Below are 18804 nucleotides of genomic sequence, written 5' to 3'. Positions count from 1 at the left end.
CGATCGGCTATCCGTTCTCGCCCCCGAAGTTGATAAGCGTGCTGGGTAGGGACGTCGGTCACGATTGCGTGCCAGCCCAGAGTGGCGGCGATCTGCCGCTACTCGTCCATTGATGGGCGGCCCCAAACCCGTGACGGTTCACACTCACTGCGGCGAGTGGCCGGGACCGGGCCGGGCCCGCTCGAAGCCACAGCGAGTGAGACGCCTTAACCGAAAGCTTGGTTGACGGAGAATGGAGCCCGTCCTGCCTGATCCGGCCCAGGTTTCACGAGTTCGACGGTCCGATCCACTCGGGAAACTGTTGTGCTACAGGCTGATGCGGCACTGTCATGTTCTGTGGAGCGTTGAGCCTGTTGAACTCGGGGTCCTTGATGTAGGTGGGGAACTGCTGGTGGTACCGGGGCACGCATTCGGCGGGAACTCGCTAGCTCCTGAGGCAGACCGGATGTTGGTGATCTTCCACTTGCCGAACGCATCCCAGCGGGGTGGTAGTTGGACGTGGGGATCGTGGTAGTTCGGGTCCCGGTTTGCGATGCCGGTCACACCGGCAATTGCCATGATTGGCCGAGGTTAGTCCGGGCCGTCGGCGATCTTGACGATGGTCTCCAGCGGAGGCTGCGCTGCCCACGTTCTACCTCGCCGAGCTCAGCCCAGTGAATGCCGCAGCGGACAGCAACGGACTCCCGCCTCAGTCGGATCTCGTTGCGACGGTCCCGCACGCGGGCGCCGAACTCCTGCGGGTCGCGTTGATCGGAGGGTTTGGTTCGGCGGATAGGGGTTCCAAGCCCATACGGCCCAAACCAGACCGGCCAGAGCGCTACTGCCCATGCGTATAGACCCGAATCGGAACACAGTAGGTGACCGGTGGCCCGCCAAGATCGCAAGCCGTCAGCATCCTGTCCTTGGTGAATTGGCAAGGCCCGCAATGGTGTTGTGCGTGATGTCGTCCAGCCTGGCGGCTGCCTCCGGTAATGACATAACCTCCTGTTCGATTCTCCGAAACGGCGCGGCTCCTGCTGTAGCCACGAAGTCGTACGCAGATGCTTCGGATCGTGTCAGGTGAGCGAATTTCGTTGCGCACGGCTTGATCGATCTGCCGGACTTGTCGTAGTTCACGCCGTGTTGGGCGTAGCGCTGAAGGTCGGTGATATCCATCAGGATGGAGGGGACGATCTTGGCAGGACCGCCGTGGGCGGTGGGTGTGGCCATTGCAGCGCGGAGCCGATCGAGGATGCCGTAGCCGTCGGCGTCGATGTCGCCCCAGTAGACGACGTGCTCGGCATCGCGTATCCAGGGGATTTCCGATAGCAGGCCGGCGGCCGCTTTCCCATTGCCTTCGACAACGATGGTGCCCGGCACCGGCGGGAACCACAGTCGGGAATCGCGATTCTCGACGATGAGAACAATTCGGGGCGTGTACGCGAGAACGTCGCCATCGCCGGTGGTCCACGCGTCGTGTCGACGCCGGTCTGTGGCGAGGTACTCAGGGTCCACGTAGGTCAGGTGAACGACAGCGAGTCGAGGTCGGACCTCGGCCCGCACGTCACGCCCCGACACCATCTGCAGCACCGAGCTGTGGGTTTCGAGCCACTTCGAATGTATTCCCGGGATCGGGAGCTGCCGCGCGGTCCAGCCGCTGAGGTCGGGGTGCCCGGCCAGCCAGGACACCGCCGCGACCAGCGCTGCGGCATCGGAGTCACCAAGACGACACGCTGCCTTCAACGTGGCTGCTGTGAGGATTCCCCCGGCGTCGTGGAGCGATGCCGAGAGCGAATGGGCGCGCACGGCGTCGACTGTCGAGGTCGGACCCTCCGCGCGGCTCACAAGCTCTACGGCGGCGCCCAGAGTCTCGGCGACCAGGGTTGCGGGGACCTCATCGGTCAAGCCGCGGACCGGCATCGGTTTGCCGATGATGCTGGCGCCGGGTACGCCAGCGACGATCTGTTGGTCGAATGTTCGCCACGCCGTGCGCCATTCGTGCCACCGACCGAATCCCAGCTGTTCGACCGCCTTACCCGTGTATATGCCCGGGCGCAGCTGAACTTGGAAGCTGACGTGTGCGCCGATGCCGCGCTCTGCGCACACCGCCTCGGCCCACCTCTGTTCGATCCTTCGCTGGATGACTACAACGGCCTCGTTCGGCATGAGAAGTCGGCTGGTCACTGGCCTTCTCCCTCGGGCACGCCGACGATGGGTTTGGCCCAAGATCTGCTCTGTGCGGTCTTGAGGATCAGGTATTGGGCGTCGACGTGCGGTTCGATAGCGCTGTTCTTGTCGTTGGGGGCGCCGACGATCAGCTGGAACCCGAGGCCCCGCCAGGCTTGGATCGCGCGGCCGGTGTAGCGGGCGTCGGCCTTGATGAGTGCTTCGTCGAGGAACACCGGTGCGTACCTTGGCCGTTCCGCGTTGCCGTCGCCCAGCTGGTATCGCAGGGCAGACCCCACTATGAACGCGACGAGTTCCTGAGACTCGCCACCCGATTTCTCCCCGATGTGGTCGTAGAGGGCGACATGCTCGTCGGCCGCGTTGAGCTTCTCCGCACTGATGCGAATGTGGTTGCGGACGTCGACCAGGTCGCCGAAGTCGGGTGCATTACGCCTAATCCGGTTGATCACCTTGCTCATCCGCAAGTAGGCCTGCTCGCGTTCAGTGTCGCCGGCTGCCTGATCGATCGTCTGGCGAACCGCGCGCAGCTCATTGCGGAATCCCGCGCGCACAGCTGTGTGGCTGTCTCGAACGTCGATGCGGAGTCGGTGGTCGTCGTCGGAGAACGCGAGGCCGGCGAGGATCTGGTTGATCGGCTCGATCCGATCTTTGATCTCGCGGATCGCCGCGTTGAGCTCACTGTCGAGGCTGGTGAGGTCATTGCCGGACAGTTTGAGCAGGCTGTCGCGCCACTGTTCTTGCAGCTCGTGCAGCTGGCTGGCTTCCAGCTCGTCGAGTACGCGCTCGAAGTCGCCGTAGGATGCGTCCGGGTCGGTGCCGAGGTTCGGGTTCGGCCAGCGCTCGACGAAGCTGGAGAACGCGATGGCCAACGAGCGCCGAGCACCGGAGATCGCGGCTTCGGCGGTCTGCCGTTGCGCGGTGATCAGCTTCGCTACCTGGCTGATGGCCATATCGAACCAGTCGAGGGCCTTTTCCGGCGGCGCGTCACCTCCGTCATTCGTGGAGAACAACTCGGTCAAGTAGTCACGGTGCTGCTCGGATACGTCCTGCCCGGATTCGACGGCGTCGTTGAGGGCTTGCAGGGTGTCCTCGGTCTCGGTATCACGAAGGGAAAAAGCGTTTTGCGTGTCTTGTGCCTTCACCTCGGCCCGCGCCCTGGCACCACCGAGGTCTTTCACCTTCGCGTCGAGTTTTTTCGCTAGGTCCTGGAGTCGGCTGATCTCGGGATTTCCGGACTGGACGTCGTCGATGATCCCCGCCCACCGGTCTCGTTCCGCGATGACGGAGTCGACATCGACTTGCCCCCAAGCCAGTTCGGCGACCACGGAGTAGGCCAAGCGGTGGTTTTCGAAGGACTTCAGGGCGGCGTCGGCATGTTCGAGCCGCTTTGCGGCCCCGGCAGTTTCTTCCTCGAGGGCATTAATCTGTTCGTCGAGCAGCTTGAGCAGTCGATTATTGGTGAAGCCGAGAACGTTGCGTCGACCTTGCCCGCCATGTGCGCCTCGACGGCCGTCCGAGGTTTGGCCGGAGATCGTCAGTGCCATCGAATGATGCCCCAGCGCGCGGGGCGACTCGACGCACACGTAGCGGAACCGTTGGGCGAGTTCATTTTTCAGCCATGCGGTGAAGGGCGAGTTCCGGTACTCCAGCCGTCCAGGGAGCTCGCGGTCGTTCAGGCTGATCTGATCGCGCAGTCCGGTGGGCACGCCTTCGAATTGGATGCGGCGCGCGGTGCGCACCGAGTTGATCTTCGCTCGGAAGTTGTCCAGGTGGGCGGTGTCGATCAGAATCCTGGTCGCGAAGCCGCCTAGCGCCAGGTTGAACGCTTCGCGCCATGGCTCGAATTCGGTACGTACCTCGATCAACTCGGCGACGAACGGCATCTGTTCCAGCGTGAGGCCAGCGGCCTCCGCAAGCTCCGCCCGTGCTTGCTGTAGATCGTTGGGAATGTTGTTCCGGTGAGCCAGCGCCGTTTTACGTTCCGCGCCCATGGCTGTCAGCCGCTTCTCGAGGTCCTTTACGTGCGACCTGGCATCCGCGAACTCGTCGCGGGCAGACTCACGCGCCTTCTCATCCGCGAGCATGCTGCGGGCCTGCTCGACCAAAGCGGCGAACTCGTCCTTGTCTGCTGCCGTTCTGCCGAGGACCTTGAGATGGTTGTCGAGTCGCGAGCGCGCCTGCCGTATTGGGCCGAGCCGCCGTTCGGCGGCTTCGTGCTCTCGGAGTGCATTGGCCAACCTGTCGCCGCCGGACACCCGCAGAGTTTCCTTGACGGCGTCTCGCTCGGCCACAGCCGCCTCGGCCACGACCGATGCCGATTCGAATTCGGACTTTGCGCTGTTGCGACGGGTCTCGAGGTCTGCACGGACTGCTTCGAGCAGCTCGACTCGCTTGCCGAGACACCACAGTCCCGCCGTAGAGGACGGGGCGTTGAACGTACCAATATCGTCGATCATCTGGATCTGTTCGTTCGCGTCGCAAATCGCCCGACGGTGTCCGCGTATCGGTGACAGGGCGTTGACCTGCTGCTGCGCCGTCTGCATCTGGATTCGTGTGTTCGATAGTTCGTCGAACTGTTTGACCACCTCGTCGGCGGTGGCGAGTGTTGACGGCTCTTCGAGGACCATCGTCTTGTACAGCGCGTCGACGGTGGTGATCTGCTGTCCGGCCTGGATTCGCCCGAGTAGCGCCACGGCCTTGTTACCGTCGCCGGCGGCGCCAATCCCGAGGGCGGTATGTAGCCGCGCGACGTACTCCTTGTCGGTGTTGTGTGGTCTTAGCCCAAGTGCCTTGACCGCCTGGTCCGCGAGCCGATTCTTCGAGGCTTGTTCCAGCATGCGGAGATCGAAGGTGTTGTCGCAGGTCGCTCGCAGCTGGACGAGATCGTCGACCGAGCGGGCGGCTGACGGCACGTACCATGCACGGACCGCGGTGAAGGTCTTACCGGTCTGATCTACCCACGTCATCGCGATCGCCGACCAGGTGTCCCGGCCGTCGCCGCGCAGGACTCGGGCTTTTGTCTCGCCGGCGGTTCGGGATTCGTCGATCTTGCCGCGCGCGTAGGAGACGATGTTTCGCTGGTCCTTACCGCGTGGGCGGCCGACGATGCCGCCGTTGGAGGCACCGTTGAACGGCATGGTGTGCGGCATGATCAATGCGATGTAGGAGTCCATCAGCGTGGACTTGCCGGAGCCGGATTCGCCGCAGAGCAGAGTCGCGCCAGGAGAGAGACGCACGCGGTGGTGACCGTCGTATCCACCCCAGTTGATCAGTTGGAGGTCGCGAGCGACCCATTGCTCACCGCGCGACGCTTGAGGGATCAGCCCGAAGAGCGTGTCGATCATGGTCATTATTCAGCCCCCACCGATTCGGCGCCGCCTGCGCCATCTGCGCGGCTGCGCAGCCACTGGCTCAGCTCCCCCAATTTCTCTGTGCTCATCACGACTTCCACCAGCGGGGTGATTCGGTACCGTCCGGCGGTCTCCTCCTCGATCAGCCCTTCTTTCACCAGGCGGGCTGTCGCGGTGCGGATCTCTTGCTGTGCCTTGGCGATGTTCGGGTCCTCGGGGTTGAAGTAGGTGAGCACCGTCTGCTCGAGTTCTTCGACGTCGACTCGTGCGGTGGTTTCCCCGACGGTCCGTTCCCGCTGAAAAACGGTGCGCAGGTGCACCATTACCAGGGTCTCGGCCCGGTTGTAGGGGTCCTCCTTCAGTAGAATCGGTACGTCGAGCTCCTCCGAGCGAACCTGATACTTGTAGGCGATACCGCGATCGTGGTCGACGACGAGCCGGACGAACAGGTCGTGCAGCCGAGACTCGATGAGTTGCTGGTTCTCAAGGAGCGTGCGCCACTGGGCAGAGTTTTTGTCTGCGAACAGAACTCGTCGCTGCAGCAGCCGCACCAATGTCCGCCGCACTTCGGGTGGCAGGGTTCCGGCGTCACCCGGGAACAATTCGTCCGGGTCCTCCTCCATCGATACCGGGTTGATGAAGCCCAAGTCCTCGACCTGATTTAGTTGACGTTCTTCGTCCATCTCTATCTTCCGTTTTCTCGCGCTTTGGGGTCGACAGGACGCCGCCGAAGGCGAACTGTCGGCGGGTGCCGTCGGGTCTGATCGCCTCGACGGTGACGACTTCCTCGGTCTCGGTCATGCCCGCACGGTGTGAGAGTTCGAGCAGGCCAAGGAGATCCACCGGGCGGCGGATATCTTCGGGGGCGTCGCCGAATGCATCGGCGACGGCGGTGAAACCGTGTTCGTTCGCCGGATACTCGGCCAGGTAGGCCGCCAGCGCAAGGTAATTCGGTCCGCCCCAGACGCGGGTGTCGGTCGTCTGCGTCGTGTCGTAGTCCCACTCGGCCAGTGGCGGCGGTGGCACTGCGGGCCGGGGATCGGTGACTGTCTGACGTAGGTGGTCGATGTTCAGAGTCGGCAGCCGACGCAGCGGTTGGATCGCCTCGCCGCGGCGCAGGTCACGCATTTCCCGGTGGAGTCCGACCACCACGTCGCGCAGCAGCTCGTCGACTTGCCGGTCGCGCATCGGGTCGTGGTTCCGCACCTGGGTCGTGATCACGTGTGACGCTTGCCGTTGCGCGGTCAGTACCTCCTTGACGCCCCGTTCGATTCGGCGGGCGATTTCGGTGAACTCACGTCGCTGTGGTTCGCTCATCTGGATGGTGAACCGGTGCCGACTCACCGTGCGCAGGCGGCTGGACAGCTCGTCGATCTGCTCGGGGTCTCCGATCAGCCGCAAGGCGCCGGCGAACGCCCGCCCTTCAGGGGTCGCGTCCATGATCTGCTGCCCGCGTTCGAGGTATTCGCGCAAGACTTCGCCCGTCGGCCGGATATCCTGGCGGAGGTCAGTGACGACCTCTCGCTGTATGGCTTTGATCGACTCCGCGACCCGAGCGAAGTCCGCGGGTAGCTCTCGGGCCAGATGCAGTACGTTCTCGGCTTCTTCGACCAGTTGATCATCGTCGGCCGCCTCGATATCGCCGCCGGCTTCCATCCGCCGCAGCTCCTGCTGGCGTTGGGCGATCTCGGTTTCGAGGCGGGCGACGTAATCGGCCAGATTCGGGTCGGAGTTCTGTGCCAGCCGCTCCACCGCGTCGAGCAGAGTGCGGACCCTCGACTCCGACACCCGGGTCCGTGATCCCGCCACCCGGCCGGCGACCTCCAATGCGCCCACGCCGTGGGCGGACAGCCGGTACACCTCCGTGTTGTCTTCCAGCGCTTGGCAGATGAGCCAGCCGGCATTCACCCAATATCGGCACAGCTCGCGGGCGTTACCGGTAGGCAGCGGTAGCTGCCCGTCTTCACCATATCCGGATGACCGCAGCTGGTTCAACGCGTCACCGATCTCGGCTTGTGCGTCGGCGACCGTCACCGTGGGCCGGTCGGCAGTGAACATGCTTGCCAACATGGTGACGACGAACGGAGCGTAGGTCTGGTGGAGCAGGTCGAGCATCGGTGTCTTGAACGCCCGAAGCGCTCCTTGGTATGCGCCTTCGATATCCCTGAATGCCATTACTTCAGCGCCTGCAATCCGCTGGCTACATCGGTGTTTACCAGTTGGTCGCGTTCGGCGGCGGTGAGCCAGTGTGCTGTGGATCCGGTGGGTTCGCGTTGTACCCACAGGACGTCGTCGACGGCTTCGGCGACGGCGAGCAGGTGGCTGATGACGATGACCATGCGGTCGCTGCCGGCTTGGGTACGCAGGACGTCCAGTGCGGCTTCGAGGGCGTCCGTGTCCAGGGTGGCGAATCCCTCGTCGAGGAATAGGGATCCTAGGCGGGGGCCGCTGCGGGAGTGTAGATCGGCAAGCGCCAGCGCCAGAGCGAGGGAGGCGAGGAATTTCTCTCCGCCGGAGAGCCGCCCGGCGGGATGTTTGACGCCGGTGGCTCGGGTGACGATTTCGAAGTCTTCGGCGAAACCGAACCGGTCGCCGGTCATTTTGCCGAATAGGTCGCTGGCGATGCCGAGCAGGGAGCGAGTGTTGCTGAGTGCCAGGTGCCGCAGAAATTTGGCGTCGACGAGTTCACGCCGAAGCACATCGACGGCGGCCGCCCGGGTCTTCCCGGCCGCAATCGCGAAGTCGAGGTCGGCGGCCGGCTTCACCTGGGCGCTGGCGGTCACTTCAGCGGTTCGGCGCTCTTCGGCTTGCCGGACCGCAGTGGCTTTGGCCGCGACCAGCGGGTGCAGCGCGTTCGGCTCGGTCAGGTCAGTTGCGGGGTCGAATCCGTCTATGTCATTGAGGGTTCCGGCCAGCTCGCGCAGTTCGGTGGTGTGGGCGTCAACGGAGTGCTGGTGTCCGGTGAGGATCACGGTAAGTTCCTGGATCAGCAGGCCGGTGACCTGTGCCATATCGACGGCGAATTCCCGCACCGCACCGATGTCGGGTACTGCGGGTCGCGGCGGCGGCCGGTGGCCGAGGTGGTGCTGGTCACTGATGCGCTCGGCGGTGCCGGCCCGCGTGCAAAGTTGGTGCAGCAGTTCACCGACGGGCGTTTCGACTTGCTCGCGGATGGACTTCTCGAGCTCACGTTGGTCGGCCTGGAGTGTGTCCAGCAGCCGGCGAGCCTTTTCTCGCGAGTCGACGAGCACTCTGGTCTGTGCCAAACGGTCGGTTATCGCGGCTGCGGCGGCGGTGATTTCGGTTGCTCCGAGGTCGTGGAGATCGTTCGGGAGCAGGGTGCGGATGGACGTCGGCAACGTCGCGACATCGCTGGTGATCCGGGTCCATGCCGTGTCGAGCCGTGTCGAGCCCGCAGCGGCTTGACGACGAGCTTTCTTGAGCGCATCGCGTCGGTCTTGTAACACACGAGTTTCGGCGCCGACGGAAGCGGCATGGCTGTCGGTTTCCCGGCGCTTGGATCGTGCCCGGTCGTCGAGCTCACGTTCGGCATCAGTGATCAAGGTGACAAGGTCGGCAATCAGGGTTTCCGGATCACCGACTGTTTCCGTCACCTTGGTGATGGCCGCTTCGAGCGCCGCGGTTGCGGCTTTAGCGTCGAACGTGTCCGTGAGCGGAGCGAATTCCATGAGTGATTGGTCGGCAGCTTCGGTCGCCTCACGGGTAGCCACCCGAGCCTGCTCGAGGGTCCGCTCCTGTCGGTTCACCGTGTCCACAGCCGCGGTGGCCGTCACTTGTGCCTTGGCGAGTTTGTCGCGGAACTCGCGCCACCGCGCTCGGGCTGCGGCCTGCGCTGTCAGTGCGGCATGGATCTCGGTGCCGGTCGCGGTATCGCCGGGGGCGAAGGCGGCGGGAAGTTCACGCTGACAGACCGGGCAATCGTCGCCCGGATGTAGGTTTGCGGAGAGCACGGCGGCTTGGTTGCGCTGGGTGAGTGTCGCTACGCGGGCCTCGGATGTCTCGACATCCTGAGTAACAGTAGCCCCGTCGGCACCCAACGTCTCGAATGCCTGCGTCGCCGCTCCTTCCCGTCGCACCGCGTCCTGCCAGGTGCCAACGGCCTCAACAGTCCTGGACGCGGATGCTATCGCCGCAGTGACTGCGGCTCGTGCCGCGCTCGCTCGCGCGCGGGCGGCCGCCGCCTTCAACTCGGCGGCCTCCGCTGATTCGGTCAGCGAGGTAGTTTTCGCTGAGCGTTGGTCGAGTTCGGTAGTGGCCGCGCCGATCTGATCGTTCTCGGCGGCCAGTTGGGTGTTCCGCTCGGCTGCGTCAGCGCTGGCGATGCGATGGTCTCCGACCCGGGCGAGTAGACCGTCGATCAGAACGACCGCCTTGCCGAGAACCTCGACCCCGTCTTCCGCTGATTCCCGGGCCGCGATCCGTTCCACCAGGTCACGTTCGGCTGTGGTGGCCTCGGAGATGCGGCCGACGAGCGCGGCCTGCTGGCCGGCGAGGCGATCGGCGACCGGCTGCAGTTCGTCCAGAACCATCACCGGGTTCGCATCGGCGGAACCCTCAAGCCGGCGGGCCGCGTCGCCCACCCGTCGCATGGTCTCCCTGCAGTCGGAAATCTGTTCGCACAGAACCGAAATGGTGGTGATGACCCCGGACAGCTGTTCGGCGCGCGCTTCGAACCCCGCGGCCGACTTACCTGCGTCGTGCGCGGCCTGAGCGGGATCGTCCGGCATGGTCGCGCGTTTCAGCTCCGCCTGCCCGATCAACCCGTTCAACCGGTCGTGTTGGGCTCGTGCGGTTTCGCGCGCCTGGGTCAGCAAGTCCGCGCCAAACAGTTCACGCAGCCGGGTCGTGCGTTCCCTGCCTGAGGCGACGAGCAGTTGATCGAACTGGCCCTGCGGCAGCAGCCCAACCCGCAGAAAAGTCTCCGATCCCATCCCGAGGATCAATTTGATCCGGGCGTCGACCGCTCGGGCATTGTCGATCTCCTCGCCGGTGTCGAGATTGGTGAGGTGGTGCCGGGCCGGGGTCGTGTTGCGGAAGTTGGTCCGTGACACCCGCCAGCGATGTCCGTCGTGCCGGAACGTGAAGTCCACGTTCATCGCGTCGCATTTGTCGGCGATGAGTTGGCTGGTGCTGCGGGCGTCCCAGGTGGTCACACCGAACAGCGCGTAGGTGATCGCTTCCAGGATGCTGCTCTTGCCCGCTCCGGTGTCCCCGAGGACCGCGGTCAGCCCCTTGCCGGTGAAGTCGATGGTGGCCGGAGCCGGGTAGCTGCGAAACCCGGTGACCGACAATGTCAATGGCATCATCAGCAGGCCGCCTTTGCCTCGGTGCCGGTAGCGTGGAGCAGCCCGGCGCGGTCGGTGTCGGTGATGTCGTGCCCGCCGATCGCGGCGTTGAGTACGTTCTCCTCGCAGCACGGTGCCGGTTCGGCTTGGTCGGGTTCGTTTTGGATCTGTGCGAGTGCGGCCAGTACGTGGGCGAGCTGCTGTCCGGTGACCTTGCGGTCGGTCAGGTAGTCGCGCAGCAGATCGGTGACGCCGGGAACCTCGGCGGCGGCGGATCGGTCCAGTACTTCGCTGGTCGCGCCGGCGCGACGCTCCTGGATGTCCACGATGGTCGCTTTGGGCAGCATGGCGGCCAAGGTTTGTGACAGGTCGGTGATTGGGCCGTCGGTGTCAACGATCACCTTCACCCAGGCGTCACCGATCCGGTTGGCGCGCTGGGCGATCGAGTCCAGGGTTCCGGTCAGGTTCGCCAGCCGCCGGCCGGCACTGAGCGGAACCAGTTCGATGTGGGGATCGCGGCCGGGTTCGATCTCGGCCAGGACCACACTCTTGGTGTCCTTGGTCTCGCCGAAGTCTAGTTGCAGCGGCGAGCCCGCGTAGTGAGCGGGAAAGCCAATGGTGTCAATCCGTTGTGGCTTGTGGATGTGCCCGAGTGCGCCGTAGTCGACCAGCGGCAGACCGGCCGCCGCAACCGCGTAATCCGAGGCCAGCGAGATCTGTCGTTCCGAATACGCCGGCACCGCGCCTTCGACGAACAGGTGCGCGGCGTAGACCAGGACGTCTCCGGGACCGCGCCCCACGGCCAGCCGACGGGCGACGTCGGCCTGTACGTGCCGCATCTGCTGCGCGAACGATGCGGTGGTCGCAGCGGGATCACCAAATTCGTAGGTGAACCGGTTCGGGTGCAGGTAGGGGAGCGCGCCGATGCGGATGGTCTGCTCGCCGCAGGCGGCGGGATAGTCGGCGACCACGAGCCCGTCGGCACCGGTGGCGAAACGTACGCGGCTGGAATCGCCGGTCAGGGTGAGCATGTATTGCAGGAAGCCGAGCACCACGCGGGTGTCGTGGTTGCCGGCGACGACGACGGTGGGCGCGATGTTCCCCAGGCTGCGCAGGGTGTCGGCGGCCCGCCGCAGATCCTCGAGGTTTGGGCGCGGCCCGTCGAACAAGTCGCCGCTGTGCACGATTAGGTCAGGCGTGAAATCCTCTGCGATGGCGATGATTTCGTTGAGCACCGCGTCGAACTCGTCGTCGCGACGGTACCGGCGGTGACCGATCTGGCGGCCCAGATGCCAGTCGGAGGTGTGAAAGATGCGTGCGGTCACTGGGATTTCTCCGGGAGATGACAGACGACGAACGTTGCGCCGTCGCGAACCGAATGGAGCCGAGCACCCACGACTCTACGTCAAACTCGGGAGAAAGTCTGGAAAATTCTGGAACTCTGGTATGGTGGAGCTATGAGCGAACCGCTGGACGTGCTGGAGAGAAACATCGCCGCGCTGCGTCGAGCTATCCGCGACGCGTCCACCTCCGGCGACGCCGAACGAGCCACCGAACTCCGCGCCCAACTCCGGCGCGCCGAACGCGCGTGGGACGCCCTGCTGGACACCACCGAACCCGCGCCTGCACGCGCCGAGGATCCGGCCGCAGACGCAGCAACGAAGTCACTGGTCTCGCAGGCGATGATGTTGCCAGCGCGCGAGCATGCGCACCGTGCGCTGATGCTGTTGCAGGCCCCGGCAGCCCCGAAACTGATCGTCACCGTGCACGAGGCGTTCTTCCCTGGCGAATTGTCTGCGGCGAAATTGTCGAGCCTGCGCCGCGACGAGGAACGGTCCTACCGGACTGCGCCCGGCGCGCGTCCCTACTATCTGTGCCCGGCACTGAACTACGACCTGCTCGGTCCCGCCCGCGCACTGATCACCATCAGCACCTGGTCGCTGGAACAGCGGATCCTCGGGCCACTGTCGCCGCGAGTGGACTTCCTTACCAGCACGATCAATATCGCCGAGGCGGTCCACCTGGCCGGCGGAGTCGGCCCCACCCCGGCAGCGCTTCGCCTACTGTGGCGATTCGCGGCGACCATCACCGACGCGACCGCGGCGACGTCGACCGCCGGGGGAATCGGTATGGATCCACAACGGGTGATCGACGCCGCCGCAGCAGAACTGGCGATCCACGAATCCGCTGACCAGACCACTCGCGCCGAAGCCGCGCGGCGCGCCCGCAAACAACTCACCGAAGAACAGCAACTCTTCGGCATCTCGATGCGACAGATCAACCAGGTGCGGACCGGCAGCTGACCGGTCCGCACCAGTTCCATCCCACTGTCCTTGCTCTTCCTTACCATCACCGAGGAAATCGACTCCCTGTGACAGCCCCCGACACCCGGCTGGACGCGCTGCGTGGCTCCACGGCCCGCCTGCCCTACAACGCCAGATCCCTGGCGGCATTGGAGAACAACCCGCGGTGCTCCCTGCGCGCGGTCCTGGACGCCTCCGGCTCCGACAAACAGGCGATCGCGAAAGCCGCCGGCTACGAAACCCATTACGGGCAGTCCGTTTTCGCCATCACCCGCGGCAACTCGTTCGAAGCGATGGTCAAGGACAACGGCGGCACCGAACTGCTGCGCGTACTGCGGGAAACTCTGAAGCTGGATCCGTCCGAGGTCGCGCACGCCGACCTCAACGAGGTCTCCGGCGACCCGACACCCTCGGTCCGGTACACCCGAACCTGTCATCGGCTGGTCGCAGTCGCCCGCGGCGAAGAACAGGGCACGCTGTTCGATCACCCGATGCTGATGTTGACCGTCGGCGGGCATAGGGCGTTCCTGGAACCGGACCTGGTGGCGTTCCGGGTCCGCGGCAAGTTCCACATCGTGGAGATCAAGAGCTTCCCGATCATCGACCGGCAAGCCAACCCGGACCTGGTCCGCTCGGCCACCACCCAAGCCGCCGCCTACATCATCGCCTTGCGAGCCATGCTCGCCGAACACGGCATCGCCCCGACGGCGGTGTCGGACGAGGTAGTTCTTGTGGCACCGAAGAACTTCAGCAACCGGCCCACCGGCGAGAAGATCGACGCCCGCAAACAGGTCCGCAACCTCACCCGCCAGTTGCAACGGCTTGAGAAGATCAGCGATCTCGTCGACAAGCTGCCCGCTGGCCTCACCTTCGACCTGTCCGACGGCGTCAGCGGCGAACGTGCGAAAGAAGACCTGCAGAAGGCGCTGTCGTCTGTGGAGTCGGACTACCGGCCGAGCTGCCTGAATCACTGTGAAATGGCGTTCTTCTGCCGGTCCAAGGCCAGGGCGTGCGGATCGGTGGACGTCCTCGGTCCGGCCGTGCGCGAACAGCTCGGCGGCATCGACACCGTCACCATGGCGTTGGGTCTGGCACGCGGTGAACTGACCCCGACCGCGGATCAGGCCGAGATGGCCGCGGCCCTACGGCACGCCGCCCGCCTGCGTGCCGAACTCGCCGAAACTCCGGCAGCAGGTGCGCGATGAGCCGAGTGACCGCGCTACTGCGCCTCGAGGCAATGGAGACCATGCGGGCGGTCCCGATCACCGAGTACCGGCATCGGCGACTGTCGCCGCGGCCGCTGGTGGTCGTGCCACTATCGATGGCCGGGGAAGCCGGGGCGCCGCTGGCGGCGATCGTCGGCCAGGCCCGACACGGGCCGACACTCTTGATCATCGAGCAGCCACGTGACCGGGTGCAGCGGTTTGAATTCACCGCCGACCTGGGCCGCGAAGTCATGGGACACATCAATTCCTGCCGCATCGACCGCCGCAACAAGCCCAAGACGAGGGGCGAAGCCCAGTCCTTCTACACCGACGCCCCGCAGATCCTGGTCCCAAACTCCGGCGGTATCGGGTTCCTGGCCACCTTGGGACGCGCCTGCCGGTTCCGTGAAACCGGCGGTGATTACCCGGTTCCCGCCGGCGTCCCGGAATTCGGTCGCTGGCTGACCTTTCTCGCCGACTCCGCCGAACAAGCTGGCACCTCGATGCTGATGGCGGTCACCGACCTGCTCGCCGAACACTGGGCCACCGGGCAGAGCGGCCTCGAAGACCGGAATCTGGCGTCGCTGATGGCCTGGATCGAACCACCCACCGGAACCAGTGTCGAACAAGCGATCCTGGACGCGGAGGACCCGATCCTGTGGCCACCCGCCGGGCCGGTCACCGACCCGAACTTCGACACCAAGGACCTGGGTCCAGCGCTGCGCCAGCTCGACGCCGCCCGCGCACACGGCGACCACACCGCGCTGGCTGCGGCGCGGACCGAGCTCCGCGAACTGCTCAGCGGACAGATCAACCCGACCTGGCGGATGATGTGGCAGGCCATCGCGTTGCTGCGGGGAATACCCGAAGCACCCCGCGTCGAACGGCGATTCACGAACGACCGCGAGCAGTTCACCTACTTCTCCGACCTCCAGGACAGCCCCGACGCCCGACCGCAACCCGCCCGCGACGGCGCCGTCGCCGCAGCCCGGCGACTCGACCGGCTCGAGCGCGCGCTGGCCGATTTCGAAGCAGCCACCGCGATGGACGACAAATTCGTACTCGCCGACCGCCGCAGTGTCGGTGAAGCGTTCGCCGGCGAGGTCATCGACACCGAACCCGACCGGACCGTGCTCAGCGACAAGAACCGGGCCACGCTGCGGCCCCTGATCACCCTCCGCACCCTCGACCCCACCCGGCTCGCTGACGGCACCGAACTGATCAGCCCGCACATGCCCGACGGCCACAAAGCCACCATCATGTCGACCGTGTGGGAAGGTTCCGCGAGCATCGTGACCATCGAGGTCAACGGCGGTATGGGCACCCCTGCCAAGCCGAACCGGTCGGCAGTGCCGGATATCGGCCGCCGCATCGCCTACCTGCCGAACCCGGGCTGGCGACCGCGAGCGGTGTTCCCGGACCGGGCCGACACACCCTGGACCCACACCGATGCCGAAGCTCCCGATACCGACGACGGTGTGATCCCCGATGACGCGCACGCAGAGGAATGGGGCGATGATGATTGACCACACGAACGCCGCCGAGGCCGCCGACGCGGCCACGACCACGATCCTCACCGACATGGACGCCGGCCACCGCGCGATCGTGGTCGACTCACCACCCGGCGCCGGTAAAAGCACACTCGTAGTGCGTGCGGCCGGACACCTCGTCGACCACGACGAGCAACCGATCATCGTGGCGCAGACCAACAATCAGGTTGATGACATGATCGCGCGCCTGTCCGCCGAACATCCGAAGCTGAACATCGGACGCCTCTCGGGCAACACCTACGTCCCGACCCCGGCCGTGCGGGCCGCGGCCACAGTCGGGCAGAAGATCACCGATCTGACCGGATGCCAGATCATCGTCGGCACATCGGCGAAATGGGCGACCGTACCCGATGGACGATACGGGTGGGCGATCCTGGACGAGTCCTACCAAATGCGATCGGACATGCTGCTGCGGATCGTGGCGCGCTTCGACCGTGGCCTGTTCGTCGGAGACCCGGGACAGTTGGACCCGTTCACCATGGTAGGCACCGAACGCTGGATCGGCCTGCCACACGACCCCACCGTGAACGGGGTCACCGTCATGCTCGACCACAACCCCACCACCCCAGTGCGTCAGCTACCGGTGTCGTGGCGGCTTCCCGATACCGCGGCCCCGACCGTCGCCGACGCGTTCTACCCCGAAGCCCTCTTCTCGTCCGGCACCGGACCCGGCACCCGCGCCATGGAGTTCCGGACCGCCGGGTTCGGCCGCACCGATCTCGACGAAACCCTCGCCACCGCATTCACGGCCGGGTGGGCACTACATGAACTGCCTCGCCGTCACGTGCCCCGCACCGACGGCGAAACCATCCAGGCCGCAGCCGATCTCGCCGCCCGCATCCTCGACCGCGGTGCCGTCGCCACATGCGAACGCCACTGCGACGGCCGAGTCCTGACCGCCACCGACATCGCCATTGGCGTCGCGCACCGCGACCAAGCCGACCTGGCCCGAATCGCGTTGTCCAACACCGGTCACCCGCACGCCCCCAACATCGCGGTCGACACCGCGAACCGGCTGCAAGGCCGCGAATACGACGTAATGATCGTCGTCCACCCCCTCTCCGGCCGCCGCGACGCCACCTCCTTCCACCTCGAAGCCGGCAGGCTGTGCGTCCTCACCTCTAGACACCGACAGGCATGCATCGTGGTTGCACGAGAAGGAATCCCGGACCTGCTGGACACCCATCCGTCGACCGAGCCGGTACATCTGAGGGTGGCGGCGAAGTTTCCAGACGGGTGGGAGGCGAATCAGGTAATCATGGAGAAATTGGGGAAGCACCGGGTGGCGGCGTGATGCCGATTACTAGGTAGCTCAGCCCCGATCTGGCATCTCTGCGGCGCGGGCAGCCAGGGTATTGGCGGGCAAGGCCATTGGTGTTCTCGTTGCTGCCGCGCTGCCAGGGACTCTGCGGGTCGCAGAAGTAGACCGGAACACCGGGCGGCGACGCCTTCATGGCGTTCGTCGAAGACCCCGACCCGAAGATGATCGAACGGTGCCAAGCACCGTACGAGGCCGCTGACTGGCTGGTGGTGTGGCGGCAGGACTACCTCGTGGCCGGACCCTGGTCCGCTCACGCGGATACTTCGCGTGGGAGCGGCGAGGCCCTGCGTGTCAGGGTGAGTTGAGACCACGATCAGGATGCCGCCAATCTTTTCTTCCAGCTAGTGGCTTCCAGATATGAGCAGGGCTCGATAATGGTGACATCGAATTTGCCGTTCGGGCGGTGGGGAGAAACGTTTTCCGATGACGTTGTCGCCGCGGCGATGATCGATCGCCTGGTCCATCACGCCGAGGTCCTGACACTGACCGGGGACTCCTACCGGACCCGGCAGCGACGCGACTTGCTTGCGAAAGATAACCGGGTCACCAGCAACTGACCAACCCCGGGCTGCTCAGATTCGATTCGGCAACCGCTGCGCAGGATTCGGTCGGCATTGACAAATGGCAGCCCCAACCCGGACCGAGCGACCACGCCGTGGTCGTCCAAGCGGCGGCCTACCTGAACTGGATAGACATCCGCCCGGACCACCCTGCCTCCGGCCGCGTGTCGGTGGTCTCAAATACACTCTGTGACCATGACCACAGGGGAGTTCTCATCATTGGCGATCGACACGTTGGCAGGCCCCGGTGCCCCGGATGGGGTGGTGATCCGGTCGGACTTACTTCCACCGACTACGCACGGGTCGAACATCCGCGGGATCGTGGACAAGAACGTGTGGGATGCGCTGCGAATTCCGGTGTGCTCGGCCGCGGGAAACCGCTGTGAGGTCTGCGGTTCGCAGGCAGTCAGGAACGGCCGTCCGTCTCGTCCAGATTGTCACGAGAAGTGGGTGTTCGAGTTCCGTGACCGGCGACCAGTGCAGCGACTGGCTCGCCTGATTGCCCTATGCCCTGGCTGCCACCAGGTGCAGCACTCCGGTTTAGCGCGGGTGCAAGGCCGCGAGCATGAGGTCATCGACCGCTTGCGCAGGCTGAACAACTGGACAGAGGCCCAGGCTGGCCAGGACCTGAACCGTTCGAGCGATCGATGCATGGCGTTGGATCGGTTCGCGTGGGATTTGGACCTGTCGGTGCTGCGGGGACGGCTGATCGTCAACGGCTATCCCGACCTGTACGTCCCTGCGGCTGATCGTGCGCGGCTAGGGAATTCGTTCTTCGGTACCCCACGCGCCGGGCAAGCTGGTTTCTTCTAAGAGCGGCGGCGACGGGCTGGCATCAGCGTTCAACAACCGTGACGACACCCGGACGGATCTCGCCGCAGTACTCGGCGCGGCGTTCGGCGAGTATCACCTGACCGACATCGGCGACGTCACCCTGTTCACCACCTCACAACCGCGTCGATAACCGCTAAGCGGCCGACCCGGAGCTGCCATCCTGTTGGTCGGGCTCGGCTACCACGAGGTGCAGCGCGAGCACGAGCGGG

At 65.2% G+C, this 18804-nt stretch carries 11 protein-coding genes and 1 pseudogene; 6 read left to right on the top strand and 6 right to left on the bottom strand.

All coding sequences use genetic code 11. From position 1 onward, the window contains the following. Nucleotides 1-888 precede the first annotated feature (888 nt). The 6 genes from D5S18_RS29695 to D5S18_RS29670 are packed head-to-tail and all read right to left on the bottom strand — an operon-like array spanning nucleotide 889 to nucleotide 12147. Entirely contained in the window at nucleotides 889-2163 is a 1275-nt protein-coding gene (locus tag D5S18_RS29695; protein WP_203236970.1) for a Wadjet anti-phage system protein JetD domain-containing protein, read from the bottom strand. Next, nucleotides 2160-5516 carry an ATP-binding protein gene (locus D5S18_RS29690; RefSeq protein WP_120044401.1) on the bottom strand — a complete coding sequence of 1119 codons (3357 nt, stop codon included), beginning with the start codon at nucleotides 5514-5516 and terminating at the stop codon, nucleotides 2160-2162. The genes D5S18_RS29695 and D5S18_RS29690 overlap by 4 nt, the downstream gene beginning before the upstream one ends. After that, the gene (locus tag D5S18_RS29685; protein ID WP_120044400.1) at nucleotides 5516-6199 is read right to left on the bottom strand and encodes a DUF4194 domain-containing protein; all 684 of its coding nucleotides are present in this window, start codon (nucleotides 6197-6199) and stop codon (nucleotides 5516-5518) included. The genes D5S18_RS29690 and D5S18_RS29685 overlap by 1 nt, the downstream gene beginning before the upstream one ends. Next, entirely contained in the window at nucleotides 6105-7691 is a 1587-nt protein-coding gene (locus tag D5S18_RS29680; RefSeq protein WP_120044399.1) for a DUF3375 domain-containing protein, read from the bottom strand. Before D5S18_RS29680 ends, D5S18_RS29685 begins: the two co-directional genes overlap by 95 nt. Further along, complete coding sequence (locus D5S18_RS29675; RefSeq protein WP_120044398.1) at nucleotides 7691-10843, bottom strand: AAA family ATPase; 3153 nt, start codon at nucleotides 10841-10843, stop codon at nucleotides 7691-7693. Before D5S18_RS29675 ends, D5S18_RS29680 begins: the two co-directional genes overlap by 1 nt. Further along, nucleotides 10843-12147 carry a metallophosphoesterase family protein gene (locus D5S18_RS29670; RefSeq protein ID WP_120044397.1) on the bottom strand — a complete coding sequence of 435 codons (1305 nt, stop codon included), beginning with the start codon at nucleotides 12145-12147 and terminating at the stop codon, nucleotides 10843-10845. The genes D5S18_RS29675 and D5S18_RS29670 overlap by 1 nt, the downstream gene beginning before the upstream one ends. 132 nt (nucleotides 12148-12279) lie before the next feature. Here D5S18_RS29670 and D5S18_RS29665 point away from each other — a divergent pair, with 132 nt between their 5' ends. From D5S18_RS29665 to D5S18_RS34620, 6 genes and pseudogenes are all read left to right on the top strand, one after another. Continuing rightward, nucleotides 12280-13125 (top strand): hypothetical protein, encoded by an 846-nt coding sequence (locus D5S18_RS29665; protein WP_120044396.1) that lies wholly within the window; start codon nucleotides 12280-12282, stop codon nucleotides 13123-13125. A gap of 68 nt (nucleotides 13126-13193) precedes the next feature. Next, nucleotides 13194-14330 carry a hypothetical protein gene (locus tag D5S18_RS29660; RefSeq protein WP_120044395.1) on the top strand — a complete coding sequence of 379 codons (1137 nt, stop codon included), beginning with the start codon at nucleotides 13194-13196 and terminating at the stop codon, nucleotides 14328-14330. Then, nucleotides 14327-15856, top strand: coding sequence for a hypothetical protein (locus D5S18_RS29655; RefSeq protein ID WP_120044394.1), 1530 nt, complete (start codon nucleotides 14327-14329; stop codon nucleotides 15854-15856). Before D5S18_RS29660 ends, D5S18_RS29655 begins: the two co-directional genes overlap by 4 nt. Beyond that, the gene (locus tag D5S18_RS29650; RefSeq protein ID WP_239004077.1) at nucleotides 15846-17174 is read left to right on the top strand and encodes an AAA domain-containing protein; all 1329 of its coding nucleotides are present in this window, start codon (nucleotides 15846-15848) and stop codon (nucleotides 17172-17174) included. Before D5S18_RS29655 ends, D5S18_RS29650 begins: the two co-directional genes overlap by 11 nt. Before the next feature lie 338 nt (nucleotides 17175-17512). Beyond that, nucleotides 17513-17758: pseudogene (locus tag D5S18_RS29640) on the top strand (ATP-binding protein); the annotation flags it as partial. Between the two features lie 198 nt (nucleotides 17759-17956). Beyond that, a complete protein-coding gene (locus D5S18_RS34620) occupies nucleotides 17957-18574 on the top strand; it encodes a hypothetical protein (protein WP_147404283.1) in 618 nt (205 codons plus the stop codon). Nucleotides 18575-18804 lie beyond the last annotated feature (230 nt).

Origin of the sequence: Nocardia panacis (assembly GCF_003598715.1) — a bacterium.
GTDB classification, from domain to species: Bacteria; Actinomycetota; Actinomycetes; order Mycobacteriales; family Mycobacteriaceae; genus Nocardia; species Nocardia panacis.
Note: the sequence above shows the minus strand (reverse complement) of the source record. Positions and strands in the feature narration are given on the sequence as shown.